The sequence below is a fragment of the Thalassolituus sp. UBA675 genome (genome assembly GCF_002297765.1).
In the GTDB taxonomy this organism is placed as follows: Bacteria; Pseudomonadota; Gammaproteobacteria; order Pseudomonadales; family Oceanobacteraceae; genus Thalassolituus.
Genome location: NZ_DBNJ01000032.1, coordinates 1 through 21,233 on the forward strand (window position 1 = coordinate 1; position 21,233 = coordinate 21,233).

The 21,233-nt window shown below is 52.1% G+C and carries 20 protein-coding genes and 1 other RNA gene; 12 read left to right on the top strand and 9 right to left on the bottom strand.

Going from position 1 to position 21,233, the window contains the following annotated elements; all coding sequences use genetic code 11:
• The first annotated feature begins 103 nt into the window (after window positions 1-103).
• Together B3007_RS14185 and B3007_RS14190 are read left to right on the top strand one after the other, a co-directional pair.
• Window positions 104-2,302, top strand: a complete 2,199-nt coding sequence (locus B3007_RS14185; RefSeq protein ID WP_297531474.1) for an OsmC domain/YcaO domain-containing protein — start codon at window positions 104-106, stop codon at window positions 2,300-2,302.
• Between the two features lie 104 nt (window positions 2,303-2,406).
• On the top strand, window positions 2,407-3,399 hold the full coding sequence (locus B3007_RS14190) for an alpha/beta hydrolase (protein ID WP_301181150.1): 993 nt from the start codon (window positions 2,407-2,409) through the stop codon (window positions 3,397-3,399).
• Between the two features lie 148 nt (window positions 3,400-3,547).
• Here B3007_RS14190 and B3007_RS14195 read toward each other — a convergent pair whose 3' ends face one another.
• Window positions 3,548-4,003, bottom strand: a complete 456-nt coding sequence (locus B3007_RS14195) for an EVE domain-containing protein (protein WP_301376973.1) — start codon at window positions 4,001-4,003, stop codon at window positions 3,548-3,550.
• Window positions 4,004-4,174: 171 nt separating this feature from the next.
• On the opposite strand from B3007_RS14195, the gene B3007_RS14200 reads away from it, so the two are divergent.
• On the top strand, window positions 4,175-4,300 hold the full coding sequence (locus B3007_RS14200; RefSeq protein ID WP_273089454.1) for a hypothetical protein: 126 nt from the start codon (window positions 4,175-4,177) through the stop codon (window positions 4,298-4,300).
• Between the two features lie 30 nt (window positions 4,301-4,330).
• Here the strand turns inward: B3007_RS14200 and B3007_RS14205 are convergent, their stop codons facing one another.
• From B3007_RS14205 to B3007_RS14220, 4 genes are all read right to left on the bottom strand, one after another.
• Window positions 4,331-4,915: a 5-formyltetrahydrofolate cyclo-ligase gene (locus B3007_RS14205; RefSeq protein ID WP_301376972.1), complete on the bottom strand. Its 585-nt coding sequence runs from the start codon at window positions 4,913-4,915 to the stop codon at window positions 4,331-4,333.
• Window positions 4,916-4,936: 21 nt separating this feature from the next.
• Window positions 4,937-5,117: non-coding RNA, 6S RNA (gene ssrS, locus B3007_RS14210), on the bottom strand.
• 99 nt (window positions 5,118-5,216) lie between these two features.
• The gene (locus B3007_RS14215) at window positions 5,217-5,531 is read right to left on the bottom strand and encodes a cell division protein ZapA (RefSeq protein ID WP_217693562.1); all 315 of its coding nucleotides are present in this window, start codon (window positions 5,529-5,531) and stop codon (window positions 5,217-5,219) included.
• Window positions 5,524-5,736 (bottom strand): TIGR02449 family protein, encoded by a 213-nt coding sequence (locus tag B3007_RS14220; RefSeq protein ID WP_273089460.1) that lies wholly within the window; start codon window positions 5,734-5,736, stop codon window positions 5,524-5,526. The genes B3007_RS14215 and B3007_RS14220 overlap by 8 nt, the downstream gene beginning before the upstream one ends.
• A 168-nt stretch (window positions 5,737-5,904) precedes the next feature.
• Here B3007_RS14220 and B3007_RS14225 point away from each other — a divergent pair, with 168 nt between their 5' ends.
• The 4 genes from B3007_RS14225 (at window position 5,905) to B3007_RS14240 (ending at window position 10,293) form a co-directional block, all read left to right on the top strand.
• A complete protein-coding gene (locus B3007_RS14225; protein WP_301376968.1) occupies window positions 5,905-6,468 on the top strand; it encodes a UPF0149 family protein in 564 nt (187 codons plus the stop codon).
• Between the two features lie 69 nt (window positions 6,469-6,537).
• Window positions 6,538-7,854 carry a Xaa-Pro aminopeptidase gene (gene pepP, locus B3007_RS14230; RefSeq protein ID WP_301376966.1) on the top strand — a complete coding sequence of 439 codons (1,317 nt, stop codon included), beginning with the start codon at window positions 6,538-6,540 and terminating at the stop codon, window positions 7,852-7,854.
• 4 nt (window positions 7,855-7,858) lie between these two features.
• Window positions 7,859-9,088 carry a 2-octaprenyl-6-methoxyphenyl hydroxylase gene (ubiH, locus tag B3007_RS14235; RefSeq protein ID WP_301376964.1) on the top strand — a complete coding sequence of 410 codons (1,230 nt, stop codon included), beginning with the start codon at window positions 7,859-7,861 and terminating at the stop codon, window positions 9,086-9,088.
• 5 nt (window positions 9,089-9,093) lie between these two features.
• Window positions 9,094-10,293 (top strand): UbiH/UbiF/VisC/COQ6 family ubiquinone biosynthesis hydroxylase, encoded by a 1,200-nt coding sequence (locus B3007_RS14240; RefSeq protein ID WP_301376962.1) that lies wholly within the window; start codon window positions 9,094-9,096, stop codon window positions 10,291-10,293.
• 15 nt (window positions 10,294-10,308) lie between these two features.
• Here the strand turns inward: B3007_RS14240 and B3007_RS14245 are convergent, their stop codons facing one another.
• Window positions 10,309-11,181: an HDOD domain-containing protein gene (locus B3007_RS14245; protein ID WP_068440946.1), complete on the bottom strand. Its 873-nt coding sequence runs from the start codon at window positions 11,179-11,181 to the stop codon at window positions 10,309-10,311.
• A 203-nt stretch (window positions 11,182-11,384) separates the two neighbouring features.
• Entirely contained in the window at window positions 11,385-13,004 is a 1,620-nt protein-coding gene (locus B3007_RS14250; RefSeq protein WP_301376960.1) for a methyl-accepting chemotaxis protein, read from the bottom strand.
• 401 nt (window positions 13,005-13,405) lie between these two features.
• Between B3007_RS14250 and B3007_RS14255 the strand changes: the two genes are divergently transcribed.
• The 3 genes from B3007_RS14255 to B3007_RS14265 all read left to right on the top strand — a co-directional run bounded on the left by B3007_RS14255 (window position 13,406) and on the right by B3007_RS14265 (window position 16,361).
• Window positions 13,406-14,524, top strand: coding sequence for a hypothetical protein (locus B3007_RS14255; protein ID WP_076514253.1), 1,119 nt, complete (start codon window positions 13,406-13,408; stop codon window positions 14,522-14,524).
• 11 nt (window positions 14,525-14,535) lie between these two features.
• Window positions 14,536-14,964 (top strand): phosphate ABC transporter substrate-binding protein, encoded by a 429-nt coding sequence (locus B3007_RS14260; protein ID WP_068440954.1) that lies wholly within the window; start codon window positions 14,536-14,538, stop codon window positions 14,962-14,964.
• A 200-nt stretch (window positions 14,965-15,164) separates the two neighbouring features.
• Window positions 15,165-16,361 (top strand): class I SAM-dependent rRNA methyltransferase, encoded by a 1,197-nt coding sequence (locus B3007_RS14265; RefSeq protein WP_068440957.1) that lies wholly within the window; start codon window positions 15,165-15,167, stop codon window positions 16,359-16,361.
• Between the two features lie 6 nt (window positions 16,362-16,367).
• Here B3007_RS14265 and B3007_RS14270 read toward each other — a convergent pair whose 3' ends face one another.
• Window positions 16,368-17,546 (bottom strand): imelysin family protein, encoded by a 1,179-nt coding sequence (locus B3007_RS14270; protein WP_301376956.1) that lies wholly within the window; start codon window positions 17,544-17,546, stop codon window positions 16,368-16,370.
• Between the two features lie 13 nt (window positions 17,547-17,559).
• Entirely contained in the window at window positions 17,560-18,219 is a 660-nt protein-coding gene (locus B3007_RS14275; protein ID WP_068440967.1) for an HAD family hydrolase, read from the bottom strand.
• A 160-nt stretch (window positions 18,220-18,379) separates the two neighbouring features.
• Between B3007_RS14275 and rppH the strand changes: the two genes are divergently transcribed.
• Window positions 18,380-18,871 carry an RNA pyrophosphohydrolase gene (gene rppH, locus B3007_RS14280; RefSeq protein WP_068440986.1) on the top strand — a complete coding sequence of 164 codons (492 nt, stop codon included), beginning with the start codon at window positions 18,380-18,382 and terminating at the stop codon, window positions 18,869-18,871.
• Between the two features lie 63 nt (window positions 18,872-18,934).
• Window positions 18,935-21,220 carry a phosphoenolpyruvate--protein phosphotransferase gene (gene ptsP, locus B3007_RS14285; RefSeq protein WP_301376953.1) on the top strand — a complete coding sequence of 762 codons (2,286 nt, stop codon included), beginning with the start codon at window positions 18,935-18,937 and terminating at the stop codon, window positions 21,218-21,220.
• The last annotated feature ends 13 nt before the right edge of the window (window positions 21,221-21,233 follow it).

The window sequence follows — 21,233 nt, forward strand, 5'->3', positions numbered from 1 at the left end:
ACGGGTCCATATAAGGGGATCTTATCCCCGAGAAGAGACTAAGGCGACATCGCTTCCCAAAACTGGATAATGGCGCACAGATACTCTTTTCCGGTGCGCCACCATGCAGATCAAGGTCAACTTCCTCGACAACCTCCGACTCGAAGCCAAGTTCGATGACTTCAGCGTAATCGCTGATCAGCCGATCCGTTATAAAGGCGATGGCTCAGCGCCCGGACCATTTGATTACTTTCTGGCATCGTCGGCGCTCTGTGCGGCCTACTTTGTAAAGGTGTACTGCAACGCCCGCGATATCCCCACTGAGAATATCCGCCTTTCCCAGAACAATATCGTTGACCCAGAAAACCGCTATAACCAGATCTTCAAAATCGACGTTGAGCTGCCAGAAGATATTTCTGACAAGGACCGAACCGGCATTATCCGTTCGATCGATCGTTGCACGGTAAAGAAGGTGGTTCAGACGGGGCCTGAGTTCCAGATCGACGTGGTTGAGAACCTCGATGATGATGCGCAGGCGCTGCTTGATGTCCCTGAACTGGCGGGTGAAGGTACCCACATTACCGGTAAGGACCTTCCGCTGGAGCAGACTATTGCGAAGATGACGGGCCTGCTGGCGGATCTTGGTATGCGAATTGAGGTCACATCATGGCGCAATATCGTGCCGAATGTGTGGTCGCTGAATATCCGTGATGCGGATTCTCAGATGTGCTTTACCAATGGTAAAGGTGCGACCAAAGATGCAGCGCTGGCATCCGCATTGGGCGAGTTTATGGAGCGTCTTAACTGCAATTTCTTTTACAACGATCAGTACTTCGGTGAGGAGATTGCTAATGCAGAGTTCGTGCATTATCCGAACGAAAAATGGTTCCAGCCCGGCCCGGCAGATGAGTTGCCCGAAGGTATTCTTGATGAATACTGTCTCGAAATTTATAACCCGGATGGTGAGCTTTGTGGCTCTCACTTAATCGATACGAACTCGGGCAACATCGAACGGGGAGTGTGTTCTTTGCCCTATGTTCGTCAGTCTGATGGTGAGACGGTGTATTTCCCATCTAACCTGATTGAGAACCTGTTTCTCAGTAATGGTATGAGCGCAGGCAATACCATCGAAGAGGCGCAGGTTCAGTGCTTGTCTGAAATATTTGAGCGCGCTGTAAAACGCGAAATCCTGGAGGGCGAACTGGCCCTGCCTGATGTGCCTGAAGAGGTTCTGAGTCGTTATCCGAATATCGTAGAAGGTGTTAAGGGCCTCGAAGAGCAGGGCTTTCCTATTCTGGTGAAAGACGCTTCGCTGGGTGGTCAGTTTCCGGTGATGTGTGTGACCCTGATGAACCCGAGAACCGGCGGTGTCTTCGCCTCGTTTGGTGCTCACCCGGATTTTGAAGTGGCACTGGAGCGTTGTGTGACTGAGCTGATGCAGGGCCGCAGCTTTGAAGGCATGAACGATGTACCTAAGCCGACATTCGAGTCTCTGGCAGTAACCGAACCAAATAACTTCGTCGAACATTTTATTGATTCGACGGGTGTCGTTTCCTGGCGCTTTTTCAGCAATAAGGCTGACTTTGATTTTGTAGATTGGGATTTCACCGCGGGCGGCACTCTCTCAACTAAAGAAGAGTCGAGCGCACTGTTTGATCTGCTTAAAGATCTTGGAAAAGAGGCGTATATGGCAACCTATACCGAACTGGGCGTGCCCGCTGTTCGTATTCTGGTGCCCGACTTTTCTGAGGTCTATCCAGTTGAAGATTTAATCTGGGATAACACCAATAAATCATTATTTTTCAGAGACGATATTCTGAATATCCATTCGCGCTCTGACGACGAACTTGATGCCTTACTCGAACGTCTCGAAGAAAGTGAGCTGGATAATTACACCGATATTATTACCCTGATTGGCGTTGAGTTTGATGAAAATACGGTGTGGGGCCAACTGACGATTCTGGAGTTAAAGCTTCTGCTGTGTCTTGCACTTGGACGTTTAGAAGAAGCGAAAGAGTTTACGGAAACATTCCTCCAATATAACGACAATACCGTCGAGCGAGGCCTTTTCTATCAGGCAATGGATGTCGCCCTTGAGGTGACACTCGCTGACGATATGGACATCAGTGAATACGAACACAACTTCCGTCGCATGTTTGGCAATGCGCGCATGGATGCAGTGTTGGGCTCTATCGCAGGTACTGTTCGCTTCTATGGCCTGACGCCAACCAATAATCGCCTCGATGGTCTGGATAAGCACCTGCGCTTAGTCGAAAGCTACAGGAAACTGCACGCCGCACGTGGTGCGGTACATACGGGCTGAGAACACGCGACCTGCGGGGTATGAAAACATCGTTTTAAACCCCGCAATCCCCCTCTATACTTGATCTCAAAGTTAAACTACTCAACAGGATCATCAGGCCACTTATGAGCTGGAGCCGTGAATCAGTTGTCGCTGAGCTGAAAGAATTTGACTGGTTACTGCCTGATGCCGATCCCGGCCCGGAGCTGAGTGCCTACAGCGCACATTACCACCTAAATTTTGAAGATTCGGCCGAGGCCCTTTCTCATCAGGCGGGTTACCTCAATATCGCGGAATTTCAGATTGTTGTTCAACGCTGGATGTGCCCGAATGCACGTGGCACGGCGGTAATCATTCATGGTTACTATGACCATCTTGGGCTGTACGGTTCGCTGATTGATTACTGTCTGCGTCAGCAGTTAAACGTGATTGCCTTTGATTTGCCGGGGCACGGACTGTCGAGCGGTGAGCAGGCGACGATTCGGGATTTTCAGGAATACGATGCGGTATTCAGTGGGTTGATGGATCAGGTCACTGAGAACATGGATGAAGGGCCAGCTTCTAATCTGGTGGCATTTGGCCAGAGCACCGGCGGAGCCATCCTGATTAATTATCTGCTTAAACGCGGTTTCACAGTCAACGACTGTCCGTTCAAGGATGTGATTCTGCTTGCACCTCTGGTGCGTCCTGTCGGCTGGCGCAAGGGTATTATCTTTCACCCTGTAGTAAGTCTGTTTATGAAACAGATGAAGCGTAAGCATGGCGATTCATCGTCTGATGAAGAGTTTCTCGATTTCGTCCGCTCACAAGATCCGCTCCAGTCGCTCTATCTGAGTGTGCAGTGGGTAGGTGCATTGATCCGTTGGATGCGCTTTATCGAGGCTCAGCCTGCAACCGATGTGAATTTGTTTGTTGTGCAAGGGGATAACGACGGCACCGTCGACTGGCGCCACAATATGAAGGTGCTGGAAGCTAAGTTTACTGCTCGCGAGTTGTTTATTCTTGAAGACGGCCGCCATCACTTGGTGAACGAGTCACGGGATAAGCGGGCGGATATGTATCAGCGGATAACTGAGCGCTTAAAACAGACCCTGAATACACCGGTTTCTGCGGCTTAGTATCGAGGGGGCGCTGACGCAGTTACAGCAACCTGGCTGAGAGTATTTTCTGCCTCGCCGTAAATACATCCCTGTAGGCTCGGGTGCAGCATCCATGCTGCACACGGCCAGAAAATACTCTCAGCCAGGTTGTTGTAAGCCCGAACGGTTACTCCAACCCCAGAATATATTCCCACTCACTTTCTGATACGGGCTGCACGGATAGCCGTCCGCGATTCAGTAACACCATTTCACTCAGTGCTTCATGCTGGCGCAGCTCTTTCAACGTGATGACCCTCTTCAGGGCACGATCAGCCACGACATTAATTGTTATCCAGCGTGGATTGTCCGGTGACGACTTTGGATCATAATACTTTGATGCCGGGTCAAGGGAACTCGGGTCAATGATACCCGTCTCAGTGATGGCGCAGATTCCGACAATTCCGGGTTCTTTGCAGCTGGAATGGTAAAAAAAAGCCTTATCGCCCACGTTTATGTCGTCTCTGAGGATATTGCGGGCTTGATAATTACGCACACCATCCCATACTGTGCCCTTGTTTAGGGCATTCTCCAGGTCATTGTAAGAGAATGCGTCCGGCTCGGATTTGAGTAACCAGAATTTCATAATAGCGCCTTATCTTGGCTCGCTGATTGCTTAGGGCTAAATGCGCCTTTGGTTGCTAAAGACGATAAACGTCTACTTTCGGTCGCAATGATAAAAAATAATGGGGAGCACGGGTTATAGCCGATGACTCCTCAAGTAAGAATAACAGCTTAAAATTGGGAACACTGAGTAATGAGAAAGCCAGATGTACTTATATTTCTCTCACTCCTCGCCATTATTGGTTCTGCCGTCACCAGTATCGCCGCTGAAGAGCGCCGCGACCCGACAGTGCTTGCCTCAGAGGCGAGTATCCGCTGAATAACGGCGGCTGATATCTGTGGGTTTCGGTTAATTCGAAAGGGACGTTATCCCTTTCTCTGTTGCTATAAACTGCAGTGGGATGTCCCATGACTCGGCAGGCAGCATTCTGATCTCCTGAAAAGCGTACGCACAACCAATCAGGACGGGTTTCTGGCCTGGCCGACGGCTAAATGCCAGCGTGCGGTCGTAAAAGCCACCGCCCATCCCCAGACGATTGCCGCGTTCATCAAACGCAACCAGTGGCAGACCAACCATGCTGAGAAAGCGCGCTGGTACATGGGTACCCCGGCGGAAGTCTGGTTCTGATATACCGAACCGGTTGCGACGCATGGGCGTCTCAGGTTGGTACCGTATAAATGTCAGGTAGCCTTTGCGCAGAGGGTGCAGTACTGGCAGGTAAACTTCTTTTCCCCGGTTCCACAAATCTTCGATGGCCCAGTGTGGATCAATTTCACCATCATTGCTCAGGTAAAGAGCCACCCGGTTAGCGCTCAGGTACTGAGTGCTGTGGTGTAGGCTACGGGTCAGGCTACGGCCAGCTTTATGACGTTGCGCAGGTGTCAGGGCACGGCGCTTTTTGCGGATCAGTTTACGGAGTTCTTGCTTGTTCACGGAGAGGCTTCCAGAAAAGAAAAGCTCCCTGGTGCGCCCTTATGTCGGATAAAGCCCTTGAACCCTATGGTTCAAGGTGGGGGGTTCGGTCATCGAATCAGGCTTTCCGGTCATGCCGGACATGCTCACAACAACGAGAGAAACCCTCCTGGGTAATAAGCATCGGCTCGAGGTCTTTACCGACCAGGCACTCCAGGGAGCAAATGAAGTATAGCAAAGAGCGGGGGGCGAATGTCACGGAAAACCAGGTGAGAATTTGTGAAGTGCTGCAGAAAAACACTATTTTTCTGCAGCGAAAGGCTTACAGCTCGAGTTGTGAGTCTTCTTCGAGAAGGGCATCGACACGCTTGTTCAGGCGCTCGATGTCGCTGTTAACCTGCACCTGGCCGTTCTCTGCTTCGCGCAGCTGGTGGGTGATGTTCAAGGCTGCAATGACAGCGATACGGTCAGCGCCTAAAACCTTGCCGGCTTTCGAACTGGCTTCACGGATTTCGTGCATCTTGTCGTTCAGATAATTCGCAGCTTCGCGCAGTTCGCTCTCAGCCCCTTCTGGGCAGTTGATGCGATATTCGCGCTCCATGATAGTCAGGGATACGGTATTTGGGGTCTTAGCCACTGTTACGCTCCAGAGTCTGCAGGCGGGTGATCATTTCAGAGACTTTGCGGCGCGCGATTTCATTCTGCTGAATCAGCTTCGCACGCTCTGCCTGCCAGGCGGCTTCGGCATTGCGCATGGCCTTATTCTGCTCGCGCAGATCTTCATGAATATCGAGCAGTTTCTCGATCTTCTGTAGTAGTGCTTGAATCTCGGCCTCTTGCATCGCGGTCCGTCACCTTATTTATTGTCGGGCACAGGGCTGCCAGATAGTGGGTACTATAAGAGGCAGTCGGGCAAATGGTCAACGTGCGGCCCCGGTTTTGGGACGCATCTTCTTACTCAGGTCGCCCCAAGTGGTACAATCTGACCATAAACTGTTTCTGAGGTTCTTATGGCACTGAATTATCCCGAACTCGCCGACCAGTGGGAAGACGATAAATGCTTTCAATCGCCGTCGGCATTGCATGGCTGGTTAACGGGTTTTCTCTCTGCAGGTGCTCGCCTTACGACTGACAACTGGCTTCAGGAAGCTGCCGATTACCTTGAGATTGAAGAGGTTTCGGAAGGGCTGCGCCCCCTACTTGTTGGGTTCTACGCAGACGTTGTCGACACCCTCGGCGCTGAAGATATGGCGTATCAGGTTCTGCTGCCCGACGATGAAGAAGCGGACGTCGATGAGCAGGTTGAATGCCTGGCACAGTGGAGCAAGGGTTTCCTTGATGGCCTGGGGGCTTCGGGCAAAATTACCGGGCGCCCTGATAAAGACGTGATGGAAGTACTGCAGGACCTGGACGCTTTCTCACAGGCGCAGGTTGATGATGTGAACGACCCTGAAAATGTGCAGCTGCTGAACGAGCTGGCAGAGCACGCTCGTGTTGCGGCGCTCACGGTCTTTTACGCATACAACAAGCCAGCGCAGCCGCCTGCAGGCGCCACCCAGAAAACACTGCACTGATTCGCGAGACAGAAAATCAATCTGGATATTCACGATAGCAACGCACACAAGATGCTGAGAGAGATCACTATGATCAAGCTGGATTCTGCCGAGTACGCAAAACGTCGTAAGGCGTTAATGGAGAAAATGAGCCCGAACAGCATCGCGATTCTGGCTTCTGCGCCCGTCACCGTGCGCAACCGTGATGTTGAACATCCTTTCCGCCAGGACAGCGATTTCTATTATCTGAGTGGCTTTGATGAAGAGCATTCGGTGCTGGTGCTTATTCCCGGGCGTGAACATGGCGAATACGTGATGTTCTGTCAGGAAAAAATCAAAGAGCAGGAAATCTGGACTGGACGTCGTGTCGGTCCGGAAGCGGCGCCTGAGGTTTTAGGCTGCGACGATGCGTTCCCGGTGACGGATATCGACGACATTCTTCCGGGGCTGATCGAAGGCTGTGATCGTATTTATGCGAATCTGGGCACGAGCCCGGAGTTTGACCGCCAACTGATGCAATGGGTGAATCACATCCGGGCTCAGGTGCGCAGTGGTGCAACACCTCCTCACGAATTCAGTGCGCTGGATCATCTGCTGCATGAGCAGCGTGTGATTAAATCGGATGCTGAGGTGGCGGTGATGCGTCATGCGGCCGAGATCAGTGCCGAGGCCCACACCCGTGCTATGCAGACTGTGCGTCCGGGGATGCGTGAATATCAGCTGGAAGCTGAAATTATGCAGATCTTCATGGCGGCGGGCAGTCGCTGGCCTGCCTATCCGTCGATTGTCGGTTCGGGTGACAACGGTTGCATACTCCACTATACGCGCAACGATGACGTCATTAATGATGGCGAGTTGGTACTCATCGATGCTGGTTGTGAGCTGGATTACTACGCTTCTGATATTACCCGTACGTTCCCATCTAACGGGCGTTTCAGTGAGCCGCAGCGGGCACTTTATCAACTGACGCTCGATGCGCAGTACGCAGCGATTGAGGCGACTAAACCAGGTAATCACTGGAATCAGCCTCACGAGGCTGCAGTGAGAGTACTGACAACTGGTCTCGTTGAGCTCGGTCTTCTGAGTGGTGAGGTCGATGAGCTGATAGAGTCGCTCGCGTACCGCCAGTTCTACATGCATAAAACCGGACATTGGTTGGGTATGGATGTGCACGATGTCGGTGAATATCGGGTAGAGGGCGAGTGGCGCACGCTTGCTCCCGGCATGGTACTGACCATTGAACCAGGTATTTATGTCGCACCGGATGATGAGTCCGTGGATGAGAAGTGGCGTGGTATCGGCATCCGGATCGAAGATGATGTCGTAGTAACTCAAGATGGATGCGATGTCCTGACCAAAGACGTTGTTAAAGAGATCGCAGATATTGAAGCTCTGATGAGTGCGTGAAGCTATGAGTACAGATAACAGCAAGGTAGACATTACCATTCTTGGTGCCGGTATGGCCGGCGCCAGTCTGGTTCATTTTTTGGCACCTGCACGTGCAGCTGGACTTAGCATTGCTCTGATTGATCGTCAGCCCCTGAGCTGGGATAAAGATGACAGTGATCGACCTCCATCGTTCGATGGCAGAGCAACTGCCCTCTCTTGGGGAACGAGACAGATACTCGAAGAGCTGGGCATCTGGAACAGCATTGCTCCCTACGCCTGCAGTATCGATCATATTCAGGTCAGTGACGAAGGCCGCTTTGGTCAGGCTCAACTACATGCGAATGAACAGAACACCGAAGCGCTCGGTTATATCATTGAGAACCATCGTCTCGGGCACGGCCTGCTGTCGGGGCTGAGTGCCTCTGACAGCCTGCATGTGATGGCGCCGAACAGTGTTGAAACTGTGCGGATGACTGCGGAAGGTGCCGAACTGATACTGGATGATGGACGTACGCTGACTACAACGCTCCTGATTATGGCGGACGGCGGCCGCTCGCCACTGCCGCGCCAGCTGGGCATAGAGCAAAGCCGCAAAGACTACGGAGCGCAGGCACTGGTGACTCAGGTTAAATGTGAGAAGCCTCATGACCATTGGGCGTATGAGCGCTTCAGTAGTGATGGACCGATCGCTTTTTTACCATTGAATAAAGATGAATACGCCGTTGTCTGGACTCTTAGCGATGATGAGGTCGATGACGTTCTGGCGTTGGCGGATGACGTACTGATCGAACGGTTGCAGGCACGTATCGGATACCGGGTCGGTAAGATATCCGCCATGGGCGAGCGACTGACTTATCCTCTGGCGTTGGTGAAGTCGTCCGAACAGGTCAGACGTTCGCTGGTTTTGCTGGGGAACGCCGCGCACAGCCTTCATCCTGTAGCAGGTCAGGGGTTTAACCTCACACTGAGAGACGCTGCGGTACTTGCTGAACATCTGAACCGGGCGGCGATGCAGGGACAGGATGTGGGCAGTCTGGAGGTTTTGGAAGCCTACCTTCAGCAGCAGTCGGCAGATCAGCGCAACACCATTGCTGCCAGCGACCTGCTGCCGCGAATATTCGGCAGTAAAGCACCGGCGGTCGCATTTCTGCGCGATGCAGGTTTGTTGAGCATGGCAGCTGCGCCGGTCGCTCGCCGTCTGTTTGCTCGTCACGCTATGGGGCTGGGTCACACAGCCGCGAAACTGGGATAAATATTATGCAGTTTGATGTTGCTATTGTAGGTGCAGGGCTGGTTGGGCAGGCCATTGCTGCGGCCCTGAGTCAGGGGGGGAACGATATACGCGTTGCTTTGATTGACCCCTCTGAAGCTGTGCCCGCGGGCGAATGCAGTGGTGTGAGTGATTATGACCTGCGGGTCAGTGCACTCACGGCTCAGTCTCAGGCGTTTCTGACAGACATCGGTGCCTGGGATTTGATTCCGCACCAGGTGCTGAGTGGTTATACCCGGATGCACGTCTGGGACGCAGAGGGGACAGGCTCGGTCACCTTTAATGCGACCGACCTGCACGTTCCGGCGCTGGGGCATATCGTTGAAAATCGCCAGACGCTGACAGCATTGAATAAAATCACTGAGTCCGCCCGTTCAATCGAGCGTCTTCAAACCGCGGTACAGAGTTTCGATAACCCAGATGCAGACGGCTGGGTACCTGTGACTCTGGCGGACGGAAATACACTCAAAACCGGCCTCCTCATAGGTGCTGATGGGGCGTTATCTAACGTCCGTCAGATGGCTGGAATGGCAACCCGTGAATGGGATTATGGCCATCACGCGATCGTAGCGACTGTACGTACTGAGCAGAGCGTCGCGCAGACCGCCTGGCAGCGCTTTCGCCCGGAAGGGCCACTCGCATTCCTTCCTTTGCATTCTGACGATCATCTTGCTTCAATCGTCTGGTCGACATTGCCAGAGGAAGCAGACAAAGTGCTGGCCATGTCGGACGAAGACTTCTGCGCTGCACTTACCGACGCCTTTGAGGGGAAGCTGGGTAATGTCACTGAAGTATCACGCCGACAGCGATTCCCGTTACGCCAGCGCCATGCGTCACAGTACTACGAAGCCGGGGTTGTTGTCGCAGGAGATGCTGCCCATACGATTCACCCGCTGGCTGGTCAGGGCGTGAATCTCGGTTTTAAAGACGCTCAGGTTCTATCTGAAGAAATAGTGCGGGCAATGGATAAGGGGCTGTCCCCTGGATCTGATGCGGTACTGGCTCGATATCAACGCCGGCGACAGGCCGATAATCTGGCGACCATGGCAGCAATGGAGGGCTTTAAGCGTTTGTTTGCGTCAGACCAGCCTCTGGTGCGCTTAATACGTAACGAGGGAATGCGCCTGTTCGATAAAATGATGCCGGTAAAGCAGCATGTCGTTATGAAAGCGATGGGCTTGCAGTAAGCTTTTCGTGGCGCTTCAGTAGTTCTGGGCGCCCACGCCGCTTTCATCATATGAGAGCGTCAGCTGTTCTACGTCGTACTCGCCGAGACCGAGGTGAGCCAGAATCTCACTTCCTGATGCTTGCCATTCAAGGTCTTCGTCCTGCTGGCCGAGAATTCGGTAATTTCCGCAGATATGTTCCGCGAGCTTGAGAATGCCCAGTAGTGTTTTACGCTCATCGTCGCTCGTATTTTCCGGGCGGAAGTAGTGAGTGGCATTGTGGTGTTCTGCAATGACGTCGCAAATGGGTTTCGGTACCCGCCAGGATTTCGCCGTGTAATAGCCAATCACAGCATGGTTGGTATTGAGTATGGCATTTTCAGTATCCACTACGCGCCTGTCAGGGTGCGCATAAGATTCCTCCATAACATCAAAATAGTTATCGAACCGCATCATCATCAGTGGAATGCCACAATTGTGAAATAAGCCGAGCATGTAGGCCCAGTCTGTTGGCTCAAAGTTGATGGTGCGAGCGATATCCACGGAGATATTGGCAATGTCGGTGGCGGTATCCCAGAATCGATTGAGCTGAACTATGTTGGCGTCACTGAGCTCGCTACGGATGGCCAGACCATTGATGACATTGATTACGCTATCGATGCCGATCAGGTTGACTGCATGTTCGACTGACGTGCTGGGTGAGCTGAGGTTATAAGCCGCTGAATTAACGACCTTGAGGATGGCTCCCGTCAGGCCGACATCCTGGCTGATCAGTTTTGCGATACTGCGTGGGTCAGGATCGGGACACATCTGCTCCATTTGCAGATCAACCAACACCTGCGGCTGCGGTGGCACGCGGATGCCCTGCATGATGTCGCTTATCTGCTGATCTGTAAGAGGTTGCGCCATGGCTGCCTGCCGAAATCGGGACCGAAGAGTAGTGAACTAAGTTTAGTCAGAACTCAGCAGAGGTGTTTGTTATTTTGTAATCAATGTGCACCTGTGCGTATCTGCTGCACAAGGTGTCCGGGCGCTGCTGGTGCTCCCTGCCGGGGTGTCAGCAGCATTTACTCCATGCCCGGCAGGTTGTCGCGCTAAGTGGAACAGTAACCTCAGATCCGGAACTTAGAGGTTGAGTCCTGCAAATGCCCGGCCGCACCTTGCAGGTTGTCTGCAAGGCGTGCGAGTTCAGCAAATGATTGTTGGATCTCGCTGACCGTGTCGTTCATTGCACTGATGCTTGAGTGCGTATCCCTCACAACCGCCGTTTGCTCTTCAGTCGCCGCAGCAATGGTCAGCCCCATCGAACTCACACTTTCTACGCGGCTCTTGATCTGCGAAATATGTTTGCCCGTCTGCTCTGCATTTTGCTCATTCTGTTCAGACTGGGTTTTCGCTAATGTCATCGACTGTACTGTCTCGTTGGCGGCGGACTCCAGGCGGTCCAGGACATCGCGGATCTCGGTCGTCGCAGACGCGGTTCTGGAAGCGAGGGCACGGACTTCGTCAGCCACCACCGCAAAGCCCCGACCTTGTTCGCCTGCACGTGCAGCTTCGATTGCAGCATTCAGAGCCAGCAGGTTTGTTTGTTCAGCAATGGCTGAGATTACATCAAGAATGGTCGACACATCGCCGGTGTCGCGTACCAGTCGCTCCACTCTCTCGGAGGCTTCAAGGATCTGCGAGTTCAGCTCTCGAGAGTTGTTGATGGTCGATTCAACAATCTTCAGACTCTCGGCAGATTCATCGCGAGTCTCCTGCATGACACCGCTGGCTTCACTGGCTGACTGGCTGACCTCATCGATTGATTTGGCCATTTCATTCATCGCGTAGGTCGCTTCTGAGGCTTTATGGCTCATATTCTCAGTCACCGAGCGAACGTGATTTGTACTACCGCTCATGGCGTTCGCGGCGTCCCCCACCTCTGGAGCCACCTCTTTTACCTTGCGGATAATCTCATTGAGGCGATCCATGAAAGCATTGAAGTTGCGGGTCATGACGCCCAGCTCGTCTTCCGTCTGAACCTTCAGGCGTGTATTCAGGTCACCGCTCCCATCGGCCAGATCGGCCAGAGAGTTCTTCATTGAATTAACCGTGTTACTGAACAGGCGGCCAATATAGAAAATCAGCATGCTGAGCAAAATCAGAAAAGCGACATTGGTCACTGTCACCATGTTCAGGGTGCGAGAGCTGCTCGACAGGGCTCCGTCGATCGCCGAGGAGAATTGCGTATCAACGTTCGCTTTGTGCTGCTTCAACAGCGCATTGGTCTCGCTGAGGAGGTCAGATTTCTTAGCGCCCAGGCTCTGCAGCTGCGAGAAATCCGGGTTGTCGCTGAGCAGGTTATTCAGCAGTTTGCTGGATACGCTGAGATACTCTGCAGCACTGACTTTAATCTGGCTGAGTATGTCTTTATCGGCTGCGTCGATGGTGAGTAAGCGGTCGATATTGCTGAGAAGATTCCCAACCGTTTCCTCGCCTAATGTTTGCATCTCAGGATCACCGGCGGTGACCGACTGTGTGAACATTTCATCGGCACGCTGCAACAGAAAGCTGTTCTGGGTTGCCAGCTGCACGGATTCGTAAATCCGTTCTTCGAGGTTAACAATATACTCTTTGGTATCGTTAACGCCCTTGATGCCAATCGTAAAATTGATTGCGCTGGAAACCGCGTAAACCCCAAGTATGAGCATGATTTTGTGGAACACGCTAAGACGGCTGAACCAAGTCATGACTATTACCCTTATGTAAATCTGTCTATAAACAATAGACAAGGATATATTAGTCGGCCAGTGATTAGATAAAAAAATCGTGAAGTTGCTCCAACCACTATTAGGCCTCTAGTCCTACCTTGAATCGGCGAAATTTTCATTAGCGACTATTTCGATCATTGATCGTCGTCAGTTATCTCTTATCAATGCTGGAGGGGTCGGGATCGGTGGCAATTACTAGCTTTCGCGACGTTGTAAAGATAGTTAATACTCAATTAAAAATTTCCTTGGCATGTTAATGCGAGAGCGCCTCAGGAGGGGATGTGGCATATCTGACAGGTCAGTAAAAGTAAAATACTGCAAACAACTATGATTTTATGATCTATGGTTCTTATGAGTATAATTAATATGGAACTAACTCTATGCTTAAAATCAAACTTCCTTTAGTATCGCTGGCCTTGATGAGTGCAAGTCCGGGACTATTCGCCGAAGAACTGGTAGTCAATGGCTTCATGAGTGTTGGAGCAGGCGTACTGTCCAATTCTGAGGTATCTGTTAAGGGGTATGACGATGATATATCCTTTTCGGCAGACACTGTTGTAGGCGTTCAGCTATCGAAACAAGTGAACGATTCAACATCTGCTACGACCCAGTTGGTTTCCAGGGGGGGCGAAGATTATGATACCGAGGCGGCTTGGGCCTATGTGGCGTACTCACCTGATGATGTGACGACCCTTCGAATCGGTCGTTTACGTACCCCCTTCTTCTATTATTCAGATTTTCTCGAGGTTGGCTACGCTTATAACTGGATAAGGCCGCCAGAAGAGGTATACAGTCTTGACACGTTCTCATCTTTTAATGGGATAGATGCTTCGCGGCAATTTCTGATTGGAACCGCTGAATTGTTTACACAAGTCTATGTGGGGCGTCTACTTGAGGATTTTTCAGTAAATGGTACGGCCTATGAATTTTCTTTGCAAAATCTCGCAGGTGTCGTATTTGGACTGACGCTTGGTGATTTCGGGTATCGTGCTTCAGTACACACTGGCGACGGTTACACAGATTTGGAGCTTGGAGGAACCAGGGACCTTGATCAAGTATATGGGCTAGCAACCGCAAGTGGAGTTGGTGAGAAATTTGCTTTGGATGGCAAAACAAGTCATTTTTATGAATTGGCTGCAACTTGGGATAATGGTGATGTCAGCGCAATAGCTGAAGTAACTGCTTTAGAGCATGAAACCGCAATGCTTCTTGACGAAATGTCCTCTCTCTTTAGTGTAGCGAAGCGCTTTGACTCAACAACGGTACATTTGAGTTACGCATCGGTGCGAAGTTTGAAGGAATCAGATGCTACAGTAAGAAACATACAGTCTATGTTCGAGCGACATGATAGCAGCTGGATTCTCGGTGCTCGTTATGACTACGACTCCAGCGCTGCATTTAAATTCGAAGTTCAGAAAATCGAAGAAAAGATTCAAGCCGGTTCTACTTCGGGTGAAGACGGCATGCTTTATTCTGTCGCACTAGATTTGGTATTTTAAGGAGAGATTATATGAATTTGACTAAAATCTTATTTAGCTTAGTAGGCTCTACGTTACTACTGATAGCTCTTCCTGCTAGCGCTGGCACGGTTGTAGTAGTAAGTAGTGGCAATGGAATTACCGAGTTGGACGCAAGTGTCATCTCTCGCATATATTTGGGCAAGTCCTCAAGTTTTCCGAATGGAAGTTCCGCGGTGCCTATTGATCAAACCGAGGGGTCAGCACCGCGAAACGAATTTGCAGAGAAGGTCTTAGGGAAGAGTGAAAGTCAGCTCAAGGCCTATTGGTCCAAGCTTATTTTTACAGGTAAGGGAACTCCACCTAAGGCAGTCGGTGATAGCTCTGAGGTCAAGAAGTTGATAGCTGATAATCCGAATATGATTGGTTATATCGACGAGAGTGCGGTTGATGAGGCAGTGAATGTGGTATTTCGTTTTTAGTATGCTGAATTATGGCTCGTAAGTATGGACATGATTGAGGGGTACTGCGCTTTATTTACTAAATGTTGTCCGGTTCCTTTAACTTAACACTACTCTCTAATGCCCTGGTGAATCTTATGATGCGCCGGGGCTTTTCGCGTATACTTCCGCGCTTTGCTCGCCATTGTTTTTAACTCTCTATTTTTACCGGAGCCTGTTTCATGCTTACTTCTCTGCGCCTGAAGCCAAAGACGGAACGTCGTCTGAAGTCTGGCCACCTGTGGGTCTACAGTAATGAAGTCGACACGGCGCAGACCCCGCTGAAAAACATCACCGCTGGGGAGCAGGTAGTGATTGAGGCCGCGAGTGGAAAGCCACTTGGCGTTGCGGTGATGAATCCCGATCAATTAATTTGCGGTCGTCTTATCAGTCGTAGTCCTTCGCAGTTGCTGGATGCCTCGCTGATTGTTCACCGACTTCAGGTTGCGCTTAGCAGTCGTGAGCTCTGGTATCCACATCAGTGCTATCGCTGGGTATATGGTGACAGTGATGGCCTGCCGGGTCTGGTAATTGATCGTTTTGGCGATGTTGCTGTGATTCAGATCTCCAGCGTTGCGATGGAGATGCTGCGCGACGACATCATCGATGCGGTTCATAAAGTGGCGTCACCTGCGACGATTGTGCTGAAAAATGACGGTAAACTGCGTGCGGTCGAAGGCCTCGACGAGTACGTTGATATTGTTCATGGTCAGTTGGAAGACGATTGCGCTCCGTTAATCGAGAATGACACACGCTTTATGGCGCCGGTCATTCATGGTCAGAAAACCGGGTGGTTTTATGATCACCGTGAAAACCGCGCGCAGCTCAATCGCCTGGTGAAGGGTAAGCGTGTGCTGGATGTCTTCAGTTATGTCGGTGGCTGGGGCGTTCAGGCGGCTAACCATGGTGCAAGTGAAGTACATTGTGTTGATGCTTCTGCACAGGCGCTGGATTGGGTTGAAGAGAATGCGGCACTTAATGGTGTCGAAGATAAATTGCACTGCTGGGAAGGGGATGCTTTCGCTGCCCTGAAACAACTACGCGATAACGGTGAGCGGTTTGATATCGTTGTTGTCGATCCACCTGCGTTTATCCCACGTCGTAAAGATGTTAAAGCGGGTGAGCAGGCGTATAAGCGCATCAATCAGATTGCGATGAGACTTCTTAACAAAGACGGCATGATCGTTGCGGGCTCATGCTCTATGCATCTGGCCGATGACCGCTTGCCGGATATTCTGCGGGTTCTGGGGCGTGAGCTTGATCGTGAAGTATTGATTCAGCATGTGGGCTCTCAAGGGGCAGACCACCCAGTGCTGCCAGCTATTCCTGAGACACGCTATCTCAAAGCGGTGTTTGCTCGCGTATTGCCAACGCGCTGAGCCTGATCAGCCACTCGCTGGGATCTTAAGGCCCAGCTGATCATTGATCTGCTTCAGGGTAATCAGCAGTTCCAGCATTTGTTGGCGGCATGCTGACTGACCTTCCAGATAAGACACTGCCGTTTGCCAACCTGCAATGCAGGCGGTGTCTGCACTGGTCTGAGCAATTACCTCTGCCAGAAGCGCCAAGTCCTTTTCCTGTTTGCGCGCTGTCAGCAGTGGCTGAAGGCCGCTTGTCCCATCTTCTGAAATCAGTACCTGACGAATTCCACGGAGTATCGCTTCCACGTCGGCCTGTGTCCCTCCACTGAATGGACTGCTGCCGATGTCTGTCAGGTAGTTCTGCAGCAGGTCTTGTTCAATAATCCGGTTCACGGTCAGCAAGCTGGCCTGTAATGTTTCTGTAGGGGTCGCTGTAGAGAGCAGTTGCGCATAATACCCCTGAGCTTCCGGGGACGGTGTCCAGCGCATCTGCAGTCGTTGCAGGTCAGCAATCAGGATGCCGACCAATGTCGTCAGGTAGTCTCCGCGGCGCTCGTGATGAGCGACCGGGCTGCTGTCACCTTCTTCGGGTTTCGCAGCATTCATATCGAAATCAGACGCCGGGCGCTGACCATTATCTCCCCAGAGGACGAACTCAATTGCGTGGTAGCCCACACTCACGTAGGTCACATCGGAAAACTGATGTTGTGCCAGCAGAGATTCTCTGTCGATAACCAGAGTCGTGTCATTAACGATACCAGTGAAGGGGTAACCCTCGAGGTAATCGATATAGCCGGGTTCGACGGGCCAACTGTTTATCTGTTCTGCCAGATGTCTTCGTGTCAGTTTGGCGGCAAACCACTCGCTGGGTTCGCGTACCGGTATGTCAGAAGCAGCAAGCGACGACAGGTATGCGGAGTAACTGGCACGCCAGTGGTTCCGGGCTTCTGCAAGGCGTTCTGGTGTTGCGTTCTTACGCAGTGCTTCAGCACTCGACTGAAGTGCCTGTGCAGCCTCTACTGACTTTGAAAGCTGGGCATAGGCAATATTAATCAATCGCTCGGGGTAGGCTTCATCAACAGCCAGGCTTTCCGGCTCAGGCAGGCCCGATACCTCGGTGCTCATGGGCTTGTTGTGCTCTCCGTCAGTGCAGGCGGAGAGTAGTAGCATTGATCCCAGTAGTGCGGAGGCCAGGCGCTTCATCGATTCAGTCTTCTTAATCTACCCGCAGGCTGATGACTGGCCAGCCATTGGCTTCCGCTTCTGCCTGAAGTGTTGGGTCGGGGTCGACGGCGACCGGATGATCGACCAGACGCAGAAGCGGCAGATCGTTGTGCGAGTCACTGTAAAAATAGCTGCCTTCCATGTCGTGGCTATGCTCTTCCATCCAGCTTTTAAGGCGAGTCACTTTGCCATCCTGAAAGCTCGGGATGCCGACGGTCTTACCGGTGTAGCGGCCATCAATGACTTCTGGATGCGGCGCAATAATGTGTGTAATGCCCAGTCGCTCGGCAATCGGGTAGGTTACAAACCCGTTGGTGGCTGTAATGATTAACAGGGTATCCCCGCGCTCTTCGTGATGGCGGATCAGGTCTCTTGCTTTCTGACTGACCAGAGGCTCAATACGATCGTTGAGGAAGATGTCGCGCTCCGCATGCATATGGTCAGCGTCGTATTCCGTCAAAGGGCGCATGGCAAATTCCAGATATTCGTGGATATCCAGACTGCCCGCTTTGTATTGTTCATAGAAATGATCGTTGCGGCGCTGGTGGACTTCCGGGTCGACCAGACCACGGTCAACGAGGAATTGCCCCCAGGCATGGTCGCTGTCGCCAGAGAGAAGGGTATGGTCGAGATCGAAAATTGCTAATGCCACGGTAACTGGCCCTGTATTGGCAGATGAATCAGAAACAGATCGCTATTCTAGCGGGAACAAGCCATACTTTCCTTATTATGTTTTACGCACCCGACGTGCGCCCTTGATCTTTGCGATAAAATCGGCAAGGTTGAGTGAATAGATAGAGTTGGATGGCATTGTGATAGACGAGCATGGGTATCGTCCGAACGTCGGCATCATCATCTGCAATGCAATGGGGCAGGTGCTGTGGGCCCGTCGGATTGGTCAGAATGCCTGGCAATTCCCACAGGGGGGAATAAAACGCGGAGAGTCGCCGGAGAAAGCACTGTATCGTGAGCTTCAGGAAGAAGTGGGTCTTTTACCCGAGCACGTACAGATCATCGGTTCGACCCGCGGTTGGCTGCGCTACCGCCTGCCAAAGCGGATGGTCAGACGCGACAAGCGCCCTGTGTGTGTTGGGCAGAAGCAAAAATGGTACTTGCTGAAGTTGTTGGCAGAGGAATCAGAGATTAACCTCTCAGCGACGGGCAACCCCGAATTTGATGGGTGGAACTGGGTGAGTTATTGGTTCCCTCTTGGTGAAGTCGTTGCCTTTAAGCGCGATGTCTACCGTCGCGCACTGGCGGAACTGGCACCGCGTATTGCAAGGTTGCAACGTAAGTCCGGCTGAGTCCGGAGATAATAACAACGAACGAGATAAACTGAGCCTAATAGCGAGGCCAGAACAGAAAACATGCTCGATATACTGAGACGTATCGTACAGGAGGTCAGCTCAGTCACCGAACTGAGTGAGGCCCTCAAGGTAGTGGTTGCCCGTATCCGCGAGGCGATGCAGACCGAGGTATGCTCAGTATATCTGTATGAGCCCGATGACAAACGCTACGTGCTGATGGCGACCGAAGGTCTGCGTCAGGACGCTGTGGGTAAAGTCAGCCTTGCCGGATCACAGGGCCTTGTCGGCCTGGTCGGTACCCGCGAAGAACCCCTGAATATCGATAATGCTCCTGAGCATCCCCGTTTTCAGTACCTGTCTGAGACCGGGGAAGATCCTTTTATGTCCTTCCTTGGCGTACCGATTATCCACCACAAACGCCTGTTGGGCGTGATGGTGGTACAGCAGCGCGACAGCCGTCAGTTTGATGCTGGTGAAGAGGCGTTTCTGGTCACTATGTCGGCGCAGCTGGCGGGCGTGATTGCTCATGCCGAAGCGACCGGCAATATCCTTCATATTCCACAGACAGCCACCGAACCGAAAAAGAGTACCCGCTTCACCGGTGCTCCGGGTGCGCCCGGCGTCGGTCTTGGTACGGGTGTGGTTATTTCACCCGCGGCAGACCTATCGGGAGTGGTTGATCGTGAACCCGAGTCGGTCGAGATCGAACTGGAGCGCTTTGATCTTGCGCTGGAAGCCGCGCGAGAAGAGATACGCTCGTTAGGTGGCAAGCTTAAAGGCGAACTGCGCCCCGAAGAAATGGCTCTGTTCGACGTGTATCTGAACATGTTGGACGACAACGCTCTGGGTGCTGAGGTCAAAGTTGCGATCAACAAGGGCAACTGGGCTCAGGGGGCACTGCGTCAGGTAGTCATGGAGTACGTCGGTCACTTCCAGATGATGGAAGATGCTTACCTGCGCGAACGAGCTACCGATATTCTCGACCTTGGTACACGTATTCTTGCGCATTTACAGGGCAACGAAGCGACCTCGCGCCCGGACGATTACCCTCATGATACTATTCTGGTCAGCGAAGAACTGACGCCCGCCATGTTGGGTGAAGTGCCGACTGAAAAGTTGCGCGCTATGGTGTCGGTGAAAGGCTCTTCCAACTCTCACGTGGCGATTCTGGCGCGTGCTATGGGTATCCCGACTGTGATGGGTGCCGTAGACTTGCCGCATGCTCAACTTGATGGCAAAGACCTGATCGTTGATGGCTACCGTGGCCTTCTGTTCTCGAATCCAAATGATGAATTGCGTGAGCAGTACTATGCCATCTACGAAGAAGAGCAGGCGCTTGCCGAAGATCTTGAGGGCCTGCTGCATCAACCGGCCGAAACTCTCGATGGACATCGCATTCCCCTTTGGGTGAATACTGGCCTGATTACAGATGCGTTGCGCAGTCGTGATCGGGGTGCCGAAGGGGTGGGCCTGTACCGTACCGAAGTGCCGTTCATGATGAAGGATCGCTTCCCGTCGGAGAGTGAGCAGCAGGAGATTTACCGGGAGCAGCTCGAGACGTTCAGTCCAGACCCGGTGACTATGCGTACGCTGGATATTGGTGGGGATAAGGCGCTCACGTACTTCCCTATCAATGAGGCAAACCCGTTTCTCGGCTGGCGCGGTATTCGCGTTACCCTCGATCATCCTGAAATTTTCCTGGTGCAGGTACGCGCCATGATGAAGGCCAGTGAAGGCCTCAATAATCTTCGTATCATGCTGCCGATGATCAGCAACGTTGCTGAAGTGGATACGGCATTGCACCTCATTTACCGTGCGCATGTAGAAACACTCGAAGAAGGTTTTAAGGTCGAGATGCCTGAAGTTGGCGTTATGGTGGAAGTTCCTGCGGCTGTTTATCAGATCAAGGATCTGGCTCAGCGCGTCGACTTCCTGTCGGTCGGCAGTAATGACCTGACGCAGTATCTGCTTGCCGTTGACCGCAACAACCCTCGTGTTGCTGATCTCTATCAGGCGTTTCATCCTGGGGTTCTGCAGGCACTGAAACGCATTGTTGATGATGCAAAATCGGAAGGTAAGCCGGTCAGTGTCTGTGGTGAGCTGGCGGGTAACCCCATGGGTGCCGTCCTGCTTATGGCAATGGGTTATGACTGCCTGTCGATGAACGCGACGAACTTGCCGAAAGTGAAGTCGGTCCTGCGTGGCATCAGCCGTGAATGGGCAGAGAAACTACTCGAAGAAGTCATCACCATGGAGAGTGGTGAAGTCATCGCATCAACCTTGCAGCTGATGCTGGAGAAGGCTGGTTTCGGACGTATTATCGGCCCGAATGTCGGCCTGAATTAAAACCTTCTCAGGG

Coding starts and splice junctions, on each gene's coding strand:
- B3007_RS14185 (WP_297531474.1), top strand. CDS start 104: ATGCAGATCAAGGTCAACTTCCTCGACAACCTCCGACTCGAAGCCAAG.
- B3007_RS14190 (WP_301181150.1), top strand. CDS start 2,407: ATGAGCTGGAGCCGTGAATCAGTTGTCGCTGAGCTGAAAGAATTTGAC.
- B3007_RS14195 (WP_301376973.1), bottom strand. CDS start 4,003: ATGAAATTCTGGTTACTCAAATCCGAGCCGGACGCATTCTCTTACAAT.
- B3007_RS14200 (WP_273089454.1), top strand. CDS start 4,175: ATGAGAAAGCCAGATGTACTTATATTTCTCTCACTCCTCGCCATTATT.
- B3007_RS14220 (WP_273089460.1), bottom strand. CDS start 5,736: ATGCAAGAGGCCGAGATTCAAGCACTACTACAGAAGATCGAGAAACTG.
- B3007_RS14225 (WP_301376968.1), top strand. CDS start 5,905: ATGGCACTGAATTATCCCGAACTCGCCGACCAGTGGGAAGACGATAAA.
- pepP (WP_301376966.1), top strand. CDS start 6,538: ATGATCAAGCTGGATTCTGCCGAGTACGCAAAACGTCGTAAGGCGTTA.
- ubiH (WP_301376964.1), top strand. CDS start 7,859: ATGAGTACAGATAACAGCAAGGTAGACATTACCATTCTTGGTGCCGGT.
- B3007_RS14240 (WP_301376962.1), top strand. CDS start 9,094: ATGCAGTTTGATGTTGCTATTGTAGGTGCAGGGCTGGTTGGGCAGGCC.
- B3007_RS14245 (WP_068440946.1), bottom strand. CDS start 11,181: ATGGCGCAACCTCTTACAGATCAGCAGATAAGCGACATCATGCAGGGC.
- B3007_RS14250 (WP_301376960.1), bottom strand. CDS start 13,004: ATGACTTGGTTCAGCCGTCTTAGCGTGTTCCACAAAATCATGCTCATA.
- B3007_RS14255 (WP_076514253.1), top strand. CDS start 13,406: ATGCTTAAAATCAAACTTCCTTTAGTATCGCTGGCCTTGATGAGTGCA.
- B3007_RS14260 (WP_068440954.1), top strand. CDS start 14,536: ATGAATTTGACTAAAATCTTATTTAGCTTAGTAGGCTCTACGTTACTA.
- B3007_RS14265 (WP_068440957.1), top strand. CDS start 15,165: ATGCTTACTTCTCTGCGCCTGAAGCCAAAGACGGAACGTCGTCTGAAG.
- B3007_RS14270 (WP_301376956.1), bottom strand. CDS start 17,546: ATGAAGCGCCTGGCCTCCGCACTACTGGGATCAATGCTACTACTCTCC.
- ptsP (WP_301376953.1), top strand. CDS start 18,935: ATGCTCGATATACTGAGACGTATCGTACAGGAGGTCAGCTCAGTCACC.